11 protein-coding genes are annotated in these 10,930 nt (G+C 74.0%); 7 read left to right on the forward strand and 4 right to left on the reverse strand.

What is annotated here, in order from left to right; all coding sequences use genetic code 11:
- The first annotated feature begins 187 nt into the window (after window positions 1-187).
- From CXH06_RS12480 to CXH06_RS12490, 3 genes are read left to right on the forward strand one after another with little or no spacing between them, the layout of a single operon-like run.
- A complete protein-coding gene (locus CXH06_RS12480) occupies window positions 188-880 on the forward strand; it encodes a hypothetical protein (RefSeq protein WP_114855555.1) in 693 nt (230 codons plus the stop codon).
- Window positions 877-1,857, forward strand: a complete 981-nt coding sequence (locus CXH06_RS12485; RefSeq protein WP_232820341.1) for a pseudouridine synthase — start codon at window positions 877-879, stop codon at window positions 1,855-1,857. The genes CXH06_RS12480 and CXH06_RS12485 overlap by 4 nt, the downstream gene beginning before the upstream one ends.
- A complete protein-coding gene (locus tag CXH06_RS12490; protein WP_114855521.1) occupies window positions 1,854-2,657 on the forward strand; it encodes a hypothetical protein in 804 nt (267 codons plus the stop codon). Before CXH06_RS12485 ends, CXH06_RS12490 begins: the two co-directional genes overlap by 4 nt.
- Here the strand turns inward: CXH06_RS12490 and CXH06_RS12495 are convergent.
- Window positions 2,654-4,345, reverse strand: a complete 1,692-nt coding sequence (locus CXH06_RS12495) for an inorganic phosphate transporter (protein WP_114855522.1) — start codon at window positions 4,343-4,345, stop codon at window positions 2,654-2,656. The two genes, CXH06_RS12490 and CXH06_RS12495, sit on opposite strands and share 4 nt — an antisense overlap.
- A gap of 230 nt (window positions 4,346-4,575) precedes the next feature.
- Between CXH06_RS12495 and guaB the strand changes: the two genes are divergently transcribed.
- The gene (guaB, locus tag CXH06_RS12500; protein ID WP_114855523.1) at window positions 4,576-6,075 is read left to right on the forward strand and encodes an IMP dehydrogenase; all 1,500 of its coding nucleotides are present in this window, start codon (window positions 4,576-4,578) and stop codon (window positions 6,073-6,075) included.
- 52 nt (window positions 6,076-6,127) lie between these two features.
- On the opposite strand, the gene CXH06_RS12505 is transcribed toward guaB, so the two are convergent.
- Window positions 6,128-6,565, reverse strand: a complete 438-nt coding sequence (locus CXH06_RS12505) for a VOC family protein (RefSeq protein WP_114855524.1) — start codon at window positions 6,563-6,565, stop codon at window positions 6,128-6,130.
- Between the two features lie 138 nt (window positions 6,566-6,703).
- On the opposite strand from CXH06_RS12505, the gene CXH06_RS12510 reads away from it, so the two are divergent.
- Together CXH06_RS12510 and CXH06_RS12515 are read left to right on the forward strand one after the other, a co-directional pair.
- A complete protein-coding gene (locus tag CXH06_RS12510) occupies window positions 6,704-7,420 on the forward strand; it encodes an exonuclease domain-containing protein (protein ID WP_114855525.1) in 717 nt (238 codons plus the stop codon).
- Window positions 7,421-7,462: 42 nt separating this feature from the next.
- The gene (locus CXH06_RS12515; RefSeq protein WP_114855526.1) at window positions 7,463-8,488 is read left to right on the forward strand and encodes a hypothetical protein; all 1,026 of its coding nucleotides are present in this window, start codon (window positions 7,463-7,465) and stop codon (window positions 8,486-8,488) included.
- A 22-nt stretch (window positions 8,489-8,510) separates the two neighbouring features.
- On the opposite strand, the gene CXH06_RS12520 is transcribed toward CXH06_RS12515, so the two are convergent.
- A complete protein-coding gene (locus tag CXH06_RS12520; RefSeq protein ID WP_157975724.1) occupies window positions 8,511-9,170 on the reverse strand; it encodes a hypothetical protein in 660 nt (219 codons plus the stop codon).
- A gap of 54 nt (window positions 9,171-9,224) precedes the next feature.
- Between CXH06_RS12520 and CXH06_RS12525 the strand changes: the two genes are divergently transcribed.
- Window positions 9,225-10,334, forward strand: a complete 1,110-nt coding sequence (locus CXH06_RS12525; RefSeq protein WP_114855528.1) for a GuaB3 family IMP dehydrogenase-related protein — start codon at window positions 9,225-9,227, stop codon at window positions 10,332-10,334.
- A 66-nt stretch (window positions 10,335-10,400) separates the two neighbouring features.
- On the opposite strand, the gene CXH06_RS12530 is transcribed toward CXH06_RS12525, so the two are convergent.
- A complete protein-coding gene (locus CXH06_RS12530; RefSeq protein WP_157975726.1) occupies window positions 10,401-10,898 on the reverse strand; it encodes a hypothetical protein in 498 nt (165 codons plus the stop codon).
- Window positions 10,899-10,930 lie beyond the last annotated feature (32 nt).

Consider the following 10,930-nt stretch of genomic DNA (forward strand, 5'->3'; position numbering starts at 1 on the left):
ACCGGGCCGCCCGCCCGTTCCTCGTTCCGCGCGGTCTCCCCGAGACCGCGCGAGCCCCGCATCGGTGCTGGTCGGGCACCTCCCGAACGACCGGTCGGTGCGGCGATCCGAGCGCCGTCCGCCGCCCGCGCGCTCTAAGATGGTCCGCATCACAGCGTCGAGGGTCGGAGGAGTCGTGGTGATCAGCATGTCCGATGCCGCCGGTCCCGAGACCGGGGACGACCGGCCCACGCGGACCTTCGGGCCGCCCGCCGCGGTGGTCGTGGGCACCCTGGTGACCGGCTTCGTCTTCCTGGTGGTGCTCGAGTTCCTCGTCATCATCAGCTTCGTCGGCCAGAAGCTGTGGCGCGACCCGGCGATGCTGCACGATCTGCTGTTCACCCTGCCGCTGCTGCTGTGGGTGCTGGTCGCGACCGGTGTGACCGTGGTGTCGCTGCGGGTCCTGACCGCCTGGCTGCAGATCGACGGGAGCGGCTTCGAGCTGCGCAGCCTGTTCCGGCGCACCCGGCGATGCAGCTGGGACGAGGTGGGGGAGGTGATCGCGGTGCGGGACATCGATCGCGGGGCGTCCCCCGCGGAGATGGTCGACGCCGCCGAGACGGCCTACGACGGCGTGTACGTCCTGGACCCCTCCGGGCGCCGGATCATCGCGGTCTCGAGCCGCTTCTTCGGTCGCCGGGCCCAGCAGATGATGCTCCGGCGCGCCCAGGACGCCGGGGTGAGCATCTCCCACATCGACGCGATCACCCCTGCCGAGCTCCGCGCCCAGGTGCCCCAGTCGATGTCCTTCGTGGACCGCCACCCGCACCTGCTGCTGCTGATGCTGCTCGCGTTCTACGTGGGCCACAACGTGCTGACCTTCGTCGTGTGGGGGCTGTGAGCCGCCCTCCCGGTCGCGCCGCCCGCCGTCGTGCCCGGCGCCGACCGCCGCCGCTGGCGCAGCGGGGCGGGCTCGACGCCGTGCGCTGGCAGGTCCCCCGTGGCGCCCCCGAGGGGGTCGGCGCGCTCGCGGCGCTCTGCTCCCGCTTCCCGGCCCTGGCCGATCCGGCGGCGACGCCTCCGGCGGAGCGCTTCGCCGGCGGAGAGATCGTGGACGCCGACGGGCGCCCCTGGGGCGCGGAGGACGAGGTGCGACCCGGCGACGAGCTGTGGTTCCACCGCGAGCTCGCCCCGGAGGAGGTCCCCGATCTCCCGCTGCCGATCCTCCACCGCGACGAGCACCTCCTGGTGCTCGACAAGCCGCACGACATGGCCACGATGCCGCGCGGCGCCCACGTGCTCGGCAGCGCCCTGGTCCGGCTGCGCCGCGCCACCGGGATCGAGACGCTGGTGCCCCTGCACCGCCTGGACCGGCGGACCGCCGGGGTGCTCGCCTTCGGGCTGCGCCCCGAGGAGCGCTCCGCCTACCAGCAGCTGTTCGCCCGCGGCGAGGTCGACAAGGAGTACGAGGCCCGCGTCGCCCCCGCCCCGGGGTCGACCCTGCCCGCGGCGCCGGGGGAGCGCGCCCTGCTCGAGGACCGCCTCCAGGCGCGGCACGGCGAGCTGAGGACGCAGGTGCTCCCGGGAGCGCCGAACGCGCGGACCGAGCTCGAGGTGATCGGGGCGCCGGGCGACGGCACGCTGCGACTGCGCCTGCGGCCGCGCACCGGGCGCACCCACCAGCTGCGCGCCCAGCTCTCCGCCCGCGGCGCACCGATCCTCGGGGAGGACCTCTACCCCGAACCGGTCGCCACCCCGGCCCTGCCGCTGCAGCTGTTGGCGCGCCGCCTCGCCTTCGTCGATCCCGTCACCGGGACGCCCCGGGAGCTCGTCAGCACCCGGGAGCTCGCAGACGGGGTGCGTACGCTGGGGACGTGAGCGCCACCCCTCCCGCGGACCCGGACGCCGCGGGCCCGGAGTCCGCGGCGCCCGCGCCCCGGCGCACGCGCTCGGGGGCGGTGATCGTGGGGCCCACGGTCCGTGCCCGCTACGTCCCGGGCGCCCTCATCGGGCTGCCCCTGGTCGCGGCGATCCTCTCGCCCTTCGCGGCCACCGCCGTGCAGCAGTGGCGCCGCGCCCGGCTGGCCGGCGGGAGCGACGGGCTGCTCGAGCAGGTCCTCGCCCCGGCGGCGGTGCAGCTGCTCGTGGGAGCGCTGCTGCTGTGGGCGGTGTTCGCCCTGTGGGCGCTGGTGCCGATGCTCATGACCCATCGCGCGGTGCTCCTGGATGTGGAGCGCGGGACGCTCGAGCTGCGCCGAGGGCCGCGCCGCGCCGCACGGGCACGCCTCGAGGACGTCGAGTACGCGGTGGGGGAGGCCGTGCGCGGGAGCATGGCCCTGATCGGTCTGCGCGGCGTGGACGGCGGTGAGCCGCGGCAGTGGGTGCTGCCCGAGATCGGCTGGGACGAGGCCTCCTTCGACGGGCTGCGTGCGCTGCAGTCCGCGGCCGGACTGCGCCCGGCGCCCCCGCGCACGGTGCTGGTGCGCGAGGAGCGTCGCGCCCGCCGCGAGCGTGCCCATCGCGAGCTCGCCGCGCGCGTGGGCATGCCCTGGCGCGCGGAGTACGCACAGGACGAGGCCGCCTTCCAGGCCGAGTTCGACCGTGTGCGGCGCGTCCTCGGCGGCCGCGAACCGGCGCGGGACGGGGATCCGGCGCCGCGCGGCGGCGCGAGCGCCTAGAAGACGGCGCGCAGCACCAGGACCCCGACGGCGCCGATGCCGGCGGCGGCCGGCAGGGTGATCACCCAGGCCAGGGCGATCGGTCGCATGAGCTTCCAGTTCGCCGAGCGGTTGACGATGCCCACCCCGAGCACCGCCCCGATGAGGATGTGGGTGGAGGAGACCGGCAGTCCCAGCACCGAGGCGGTGAGCACCACCCCGGCCGCGGCGAGCTCCGCCGCGAATCCCGAGGACGGGTGCATCGAGGTCAGCCCGGAGCCGACGGTCGCGATCACGCGACGGCCCACGAACCACAGCCCCGAGACCAGGGCGATGCCGAAGGCGATGAGCACGGCCGCGGGGACCGCGGCCTCGGTGGAGATCTCGCCGGTGGCCAGCACGTCCAGCACGGCCGCGAAGGGCCCCACCGCGTTCGCGATGTCGTTGGCGCCGTGGCTGAAGGCGAAGGCGGAGGCGGTGAACACCTGCAGCCAGCTGAACATCATGAAGGTCGCGCGGGAGATCGACTGCTTCTTCAGCGCGCGGGCGAAGACCGTGACCGCCATCCACACGCTGATCGCGACCATGATCAGCAGGATCACGGTGCCCGCGATGCTGAGCTCGAGGCCCACGTTCGACAGCCCCTTGAACAGCAGCATCGCGGCGATGACGACGGCGGCGCCGGCGGCGAGCACCGGGACGCGCTTCTCCAGCGCGTGGTAGGCGGCCTTCCGCTCGACCTTCCGCGCCGCCTTGCGCTCCTTCTTCGTCAGCGTGCGGGCGCGCTCGGCGAGGTCGGCCCCCGGGCTGCCGGGGGAGAGGTCCAGGGCCGCGGACTCGGCGAAGGCCGACTGCTGCAGCTCACCCACCCGCTCGTGGCCGGAGACGTGCCGACGGGACTCCTCGACGTCCTCCTCGTCCTCGCCGTCGTCCTCCTCGTCGTCCTCGGCGTCGTCGAACCCCTGGGACCCCAGCGCGATGGCCCGCGAGGCCGGCGCCAGGATGTGCCGCTTGATCGCGCCGAACAGCAGCAGGGAGACGATGCAGCCCAGCGCGGGGGACAGCACCCAGGAGACCGCGATCTGGCCGATCTCGCCCCACTGCACCATCTCGAGGCCGCCGGTCCCGGTCACCACGCCGGTGGTGACGGCGGCGCCGACGATGCCGCCGATGATCGCGTGCGTGGTCGAGACGGGCCAGCCCATCCTCGTGGCCGCCAGCAGCCACAGCGCGGCGCCGAGCAGTGCGGACATCATGATGAGAGCGAAGGACTCCGGGTCCACCTGCATGCCGTCGATGTCCACGATGCCGCTGCGCACCGTGTCGGTGACCGAGCCGCCCGCGAGCACGGCCCCGGAGACCTCGAAGATCGCGGCGACCACGAGGGCCTGCTTCATGGTCAGCGTCCCCGCCCCGACGCTGGTGCCGAAGGAGTTCGCCACGTCGTTGCCGCCGATGTTGAAGGCCATGAAGAGGCCGAAGAGGATCGCCAGCAGCAGCAGCGGAGCGTTGACCCCGGGTCCGGCATGGGAGAAGGCCCAGACGGTGAAGGCGACGGCCGCCACGACGGTGACCGTGCCGGCGGTGAGGTGCCAGGCCCGGTCGGGTCCGAGCAGTCCCGCGGAGATCGGCGGGTCGTTCTGGGCGGTCGGCTGCGTTCTCGGCACGGTCGGACTCCGGGGGTGGGCGGACGGCTCGTCGGGTGACATCGGGCCGCGTCGGGGGCGAGGACACTGTAAGCACGTCCCGGCGCGCGCCGCACCCGGCGCCGGCGGCTGCGATGCCCCCGCCTGCGGGAACGCGGTGGCCCGGGGACGTGATAGCTCGCTCACGTCCGCGGCGCCGGGCAGCATCGCCCCAGGTCAGGTGCGGCCGGCGGTGGTCGGGGGTGTGTCCCACGGGACTGCGCCGCCGGGGCCGGGGCGGCTACCATCGGTGCATGACGAGCGCGGATCCCTTCGGTTTCATCGGCCTGACCTACGACGACGTCCTCCTCCTGCCCGGCGAGACGGATGTGATCCCCTCGGAGGCGGACACCACCAGCCGGCTCACCCGCGAGATCTCCCTGCGGGTCCCGCTGGCCAGTGCCGCGATGGACACCGTCACCGAGTCGCGGATGGCGATCGCCATGGCCCGCCACGGCGGCATCGGCATCCTCCACCGCAATCTCTCCATCGAGGACCAGGCCCACCAGGTCGACCTCGTCAAGCGCACCCAGACCGGCCGCATCACCAATCCGGTGACCATCGGTCCCGAGGCCACCCTCGAGGACTTCGACGCCATCTGCGGCCAGTACCGCGTCTCCGGTCTGCCGGTCGTCGACGCGGACCTGCACCTCAAGGGCATCTGCACCAACCGCGACCTGCGCTTCATCCCGGTCGCCGAGTGGTCCACCACGAAGGTCGGCGACGTGATGACCACGGAGCTGTTCACCGCCCCGGAGGACGTCACCCCCGAGCAGGCCACCGCCATGCTGCGTCGCAACAAGCGCGAGCGCCTCCCGCTGGTGGACGCCGACGGCCGGCTGACCGGACTGATCACCGTCAAGGACTTCGTGAAGTCCGAGCAGTTCCCCGACGCCTCCAAGGACGGCCAGGGTCGTCTGCTGGTGGGCGCCGGCGTGGGCTTCTTCGGCGACTCCCTCGAGCGCGCCGGCGCGCTGCGGGAGGCCGGGGTCGACGTGCTCGTGGTGGACACCGCCAACGGCCACGCCCGCCTCGCGCTGGAGATGATCCGGACCATCAAGAACGATCCGTACTTCGCGGACGTCCAGGTGATCGGCGGCAACGTCGCCACCCGCGCCGGAGCGCAGGCCCTGGTCGACGCCGGGGCGGACGCCGTCAAGGTGGGGGTGGGCCCCGGCTCGATCTGCACCACCCGGGTGGTCGCCGGCGTCGGCGTCCCGCAGATCACCGCGATCCACGAGGCCGCCCAGGCCTGCGGCCCGGCCGGCGTCCCGCTGATCGGCGACGGCGGCCTGCAGTACTCCGGCGACATCGCCAAGGCCCTGGTGGCCGGCGCGGACACCGTGATGGTGGGCTCCCTGCTGGCCGGCACCGAGGAATCGCCGGGGGAGGTCGTGCTGGTGGGCGGCAAGCAGTACAAGGCCTACCGCGGCATGGGCTCGCTCGGAGCGATGTCCTCGCGCGGCAAGAAGTCCTTCTCCAAGGACCGCTACTTCCAGGCCGACGTCCCCAGCGACGACAAGATCGTGCCCGAGGGCATCGAGGGCCGCGTCTCCTACAAGGGACAGCTCGGCTCCGTGGTGCACCAGCTCGTGGGCGGTCTGCACCAGTCGATGTTCTACGTCGGCGCGGACACGGTCCCCGAGCTCAAGGAGCGCGGGCAGTTCGTGCGGATCACCCCGGCCGGGCTCAAGGAGTCCCACCCCCATGACATGGCCGCGATCATGGAGGCCCCGAACTACACCTCGCACTGAGGCGGACCGGGACGGCTCTCGCCCTGGGCCCGATGGGCTGAGCTCCTGCCGTTCAGCCGTCCGCGCCCGTTGCCGCCGGGTCGGGACGATCCGCGCCGTGCTCGTAGCCGATCAGCCAGAGCACGCCGTAGCGGTCGCGCACCTGCCCGTCGGAGGCGCCCCAGGGGCGTCGCTGCAGCGGGTCCACCACCTCGCCGCCCTCGGCCAGCGCGACGAACCAGGTGCGCAGGGTGGTGGGCTCGGCCCGGCCCAGCAGGGCGACCATGAGGCCGCGGGCGGTGAAGGGGTCCTGGCCCGCCGCGGCGTCGGCGACGTACAGGTCCACCGCCCCGGTGAGCTCCCCGTGGGCGATCGCCCCGGACGGGCCGTCGGTGCGCTCGAACTGGGCGTAGGTGTGCTTCGTCACGGTGCCGCCGAACACCCCGCGATAGAACTCGAGCGCCTCGGCGGCGGTGCCGGGCAAGTGCAGGTACAGAGCGGGTGCGCTCATCGGGCTCTCCTCGCGGACGGGGCCGGTCGCCCCGGGGGCGGGGCACGGCGTGCCCCGATCCTTCCTCCCCGGCGCGCTCCCGTCCACACCGTCCCGGCCGGTGCGCGGGACGCGGGTGCGCGCACCTAAGCTGAGTCCATGAGCACGAGCACCACCACCTGGATCGACAGCCCCCTCCTCGGCTTCGACACCGAGACCACCGGGACGAACGTGGCGCGCGACCGGATCGTCACCGTCGCGCTCGTGCACTCGGTGGGACCCGGCCGCGCGCACGAGACGGTCGCGACCTGGCTGATCGATCCCGAGACGGACATCCCGGAGCCCGCCCAGCGGGTCCACGGGATCAGCACGGAGCACGCGCGCGCCCACGGCATGCGCGCCGCGGACGCGCTCGACGAGGTCGCCGGGCTGATCGTGGACGCCCTGAGGAAGGACATCCCGCTGGTGGCCTTCAACATCGGCTTCGACCTCGCGATCCTCGAGAACGAGCTGACCCGGCTGGGCCTGCCCACCCTCGCCCAGCGGCTCGGGCACGACATCGCCCCGGTGATCGACGCCCTGGTCGTGGACCGCGGGGTGGACCGCTTCCGCAAGGGCAAGCGCACCCTCACCGACGTGCTCGCCCACTACGGCATCGAGCAGGACGGCCGCCTCCACACCGCTGACGTCGACGTCTCCGCGACCCTCGACGTGCTGCGCGCTCTCGCCGCCGCGCACCCGAAGGTCGCCGCCTCCTCCCTCCCGGATCTGCACCGCGAGCAGGTGGGATGGCACCGACGCTGGGCCGAGGGGATGAACCAGTGGCTGGAGCGGAAGGGCCGCACCCCGGACGTCACGGTCGACTGGCCGCTCTGAGGCGGGGTGTCGCCGCCCGGGGCACCGGCCTAGGGTGAGGAGATGACCACGGGGGAGAGTGGACCGGCGCCGACGTCGCAGGACGGGACGGGCGGGGCTCCACCGCGTGCCCTGCGCCTCTCCACCGCGGCCGCCGCCGGTCTGCTCGCGCTGATCCACGTCCTCGACCTCGTCCAGAGCCTGGTGGGCCTCGACCTCACCGCCTACGACCTCACGCGCATCGTCAGCGGGGCGAGCAGGTCCGGCTCGCCGCTCGCCGCGGGCCTCCCGCTGAACGCCGCGCAGACCCTCGCGCTCGCGGTGCTCTCCGCCGTGGCGCTGATCGGGGGTTCCCTGACCGCAGCGCGCGGTGGTGCGCTCTGCCGGATCGGGGGCGCTCTGGCGGTGACGACCGTCGTCCTGCCCCTCACCCTGCCGGTCATGGTGCTGCCGGGAGGCGTCCTGCTGGGCGGTGGGGAGGCGAGCGCCGGACGATACGGTGCCACCGTCCTCCTGGCCCGGTCAGTCTCAGCGGCCGCCCTGGTCACGGGGCTGCTCGCGGCGGCCCTGCTGCTGGCGGCGCCGAGGGAGGACCGGAGCCGGCCCCGCCGGGCGGTGCCGGCAGCCGCCCTGCTCGCCGGCGGGGCGTTCCTCGTGGAGGAGCTCGCGGCACTGGTGCACCTCGTCCTCGGCGACCCCACGTGGTGGGCGCCCGCATGGCTGGGCTCCTTCCTGTGGGTCGCGCCCGTCGCATTCGCGGCCGCGGCCGGGCTGACCCTCGCGCTCGTGCTGGGCGCGATGGGCGCGGGAGGGATGATCGCCTCCTCGCAGCCGCTGGTCCGGGTAGGCGGGGTGCTGCTGATGCTCGCCGTGCTGCTGCGGGTGCTCACGCAGGTGGTCAGCTGGGGGATGATCGTGTGGATCCAGCGCCGGATGCAGGTGGACTTCGACCTCCGAGCGGTGATCGTGCTGGACACCGTGCCCGGCTATCTGGTGCCCGCGCTCGCGGGCCTGGGCCTGATTCTGGGAGCGATCGGGGTGGTGGTGGCACTGGCCCGGAGCTCGGTCGCGCCCTCGGCCCGCCCCTGATCTCCGCGCGGGCGCCCTGACCTCAGGTGGGGACCTCCCGCGGGCCCTGCCCGGACTCCCGCCACCGCGCGGTGATCCGCGCCCGGGCGGTGTGGGCGGCCGCAGCGACCCCGCCGCCGATCAGCAGCAGCGGCCAGCCCGGCTCGAGGCCGGTGCGGCGGCCGTCGGCCAGGGACCAGAGGCCGAGCGCGCCCACCAACGCCAGCGACACCCCCACGCCGAGCAGCCAGACGCCGTGCACCTCGTGCGCATCCGCCAGAGTCCAGGGCACGGGACGCCGATCGGCCTCGGGATCGGCCCGGCACCGGGCGGCATGCGATGCGGCGAGGCGATGCAGCTGCAGGAGCCGGACGGCGGAGAACCCGCCGAGGGCGAGGGCCGCGGCGAGGAACAGGAGGCCGAGCGACGGCGGCGGCCCCTCGTCCGCGAGCTGCGGGACCACCCGGAGCAGCTCCGCCGTGGTCAGCACGAGGCCCGCCCCGGCGGCCAGGAGCGGCCACCGGCGCGGCGGCAGCGGCAGCGGGGGAGCGGCGACGTCGTCCGCGTGGTGCGGTGCGAACGGCATCCCGGCGGCGTCGAGCCGGGGGAGGCGCCCGCTCCACGGCGCCGCGGGCGGATCGGCCCGCGGCTCCCCGGGCGTCGCGGGGCCGCGCGGGGCGCCGCGGTCAGGATCTGACGGCATCGCCCCACGGTAGTGGGGCTCGGCACGCCGCGCCGACGGTAGACTCCCCGTGTGATGAGCGAGATCGAGATCGGCCGCAACAAGCGGGGGCGCCGCAGCTACAGCTTCGACGACGTGGCGGTGGTGCCGTCCCGGCGCACCCGGGACCCGGAGGACGTCTCCACCGCCTGGCAGGTGGACGCCTACCACTTCGACATCCCGATCTTCGCCGCCCCCATGGACTCCCTCATGTCCCCGGAGACCGCGATCCGGCTCGGAGAGCTGGGCGGCCTGGGCGTGCTGGACCTCGAGGGCCTGTGGACCCGGTACGAGGACCCCACCGCGCAGTTCGATCAGATCGCCGCCGCCTCGGACGAGGAGGTGGTGCGGGTGATGCGCGAGGTGTACTCCGCGCCCATCCAGCCCGAGCTGATCCGCGACCGCATCCAGCAGCTGCGCGACGCCGGGGTCACCGCCGCCGGCGCCCTCTCCCCGCAGCGCACCCAGGAGCACTGGAGGACCGTCGTCGACGCGGGCGTGGACCTGTTCTTCATCCGCGGCACCACGGTCTCCGCGGAGCACGTCTCCACGGGCCGTGAGCCGCTGAACCTCAAGCGTTTCATCTACGAGCTCGACGTCCCGGTGATCGTCGGCGGCTGCGCGACGTACACCGCCGCCCTGCACCTCATGCGCACCGGCGCGGCCGGTGTGATGGTCGGCTTCGGCGGCGGGGCCTCCCAGACCACCCAGGAGACCCTCGGGATCACCGTGCCGCTCGCGAGCGCGGTCGCGGACGTCGCCGCCGCACGGCGCGACTACATGGACGAGTCCGGCGGTCGCTACGTGCACGTCATCGCCGACGGCGGCCTGGGGCGTTCCGGCGACCTGGTCAAGGCCATCGCCTGCGGGGCCGACGGCCTGATGGTCGGCGCGGCTCTCGCGCGCGCCGAGGAGGCCGCCGGACGCGGCCACCATTGGGGGAGCGAGGCGCACCACCCCACCCTCACCCGCGGTCGCCGCGTCCAGGTGGGCACCGTCGCCCCGCTCGAGCAGATCCTCTTCGGCCCCTCGCTCGAGGCCGACGGCACCACGAACCTCGTCGGCGCGCTGCGCCATGCCATGGCCACGACCGGCTACCTGGACCTCAAGGAGTTCCAGCGCATCGAGGTCGTCACCACTGCCTGAGGACGTCACCGTCCTGACGCGCTGTCAGAAACAGCGGGTGCGCGCCCGGCCGCGCGCGTGGTGTCCTCAGGACCGCACGCGCGCGATGATGCCCCAGACCAGCAGGGCGATCGCGAGGACCAGCCCGACCGCCGGCAGCACCAGGCCGACGCCGGCGCCGAGGAGGATGCTGGTCACCCCGAAGTCGCTGAGCGCGACATCGCTCGCGCCCTCGCACATCACGGTGACCTCCGCTCTGCCGTCGGCCTGCACCTCGTAGATCTCGACGTACTCGATGCCGTCGACCTCGCCGACGGAGTATCCCTCGTGGGCGGTGTGCTCGGTGGTGACTCCCTGCCCGGTGATCTCGCAGGTCACGGCCTGTGCTTCGGTCGCCGGGACCGCGATGCCGTACACGGACATCGCACTCGCCTCGAAGGTGCCGCCCCGGGGGTCCAGCGGGGTGAGGGACATCGAACCCATCCCCGCGATGACGAGGCCGACGAAGCCCAGCAGCAGCGGCACCAGCGCGAAGCCGACGAGGTTGAGCACGATCCCGATGCCGCCGGCCACCATCCGCTTCATCCCTCGCCGCCGCCGCGGCGGGGCCGGGTAGG

It is taken from the genome of Brachybacterium sp. YJGR34 (genome assembly GCF_003347015.1).
Classification (GTDB): Bacteria; Actinomycetota; Actinomycetes; order Actinomycetales; family Dermabacteraceae; genus Brachybacterium.

Excerpts from the sequence above, each read along its gene's own strand:
- CXH06_RS12480 (WP_114855555.1), top strand. The coding sequence starts at position 188 with ATGTCCGATGCCGCCGGTCCCGAGACCGGGGACGACCGGCCCACGCGG.
- CXH06_RS12495 (WP_114855522.1), bottom strand. The coding sequence starts at position 4,345 with ATGTCACCCGACGAGCCGTCCGCCCACCCCCGGAGTCCGACCGTGCCG.
- guaB (WP_114855523.1), top strand. The coding sequence starts at position 4,576 with ATGACGAGCGCGGATCCCTTCGGTTTCATCGGCCTGACCTACGACGAC.
- CXH06_RS12505 (WP_114855524.1), bottom strand. The coding sequence starts at position 6,565 with ATGAGCGCACCCGCTCTGTACCTGCACTTGCCCGGCACCGCCGCCGAG.
- CXH06_RS12510 (WP_114855525.1), top strand. The coding sequence starts at position 6,704 with ATGAGCACGAGCACCACCACCTGGATCGACAGCCCCCTCCTCGGCTTC.
- CXH06_RS12515 (WP_114855526.1), top strand. The coding sequence starts at position 7,463 with ATGACCACGGGGGAGAGTGGACCGGCGCCGACGTCGCAGGACGGGACG.
- CXH06_RS12520 (WP_157975724.1), bottom strand. The coding sequence starts at position 9,170 with ATGCCGTCAGATCCTGACCGCGGCGCCCCGCGCGGCCCCGCGACGCCC.
- CXH06_RS12525 (WP_114855528.1), top strand. The coding sequence starts at position 9,225 with ATGAGCGAGATCGAGATCGGCCGCAACAAGCGGGGGCGCCGCAGCTAC.
- CXH06_RS12530 (WP_157975726.1), bottom strand. The coding sequence starts at position 10,898 with ATGAAGCGGATGGTGGCCGGCGGCATCGGGATCGTGCTCAACCTCGTC.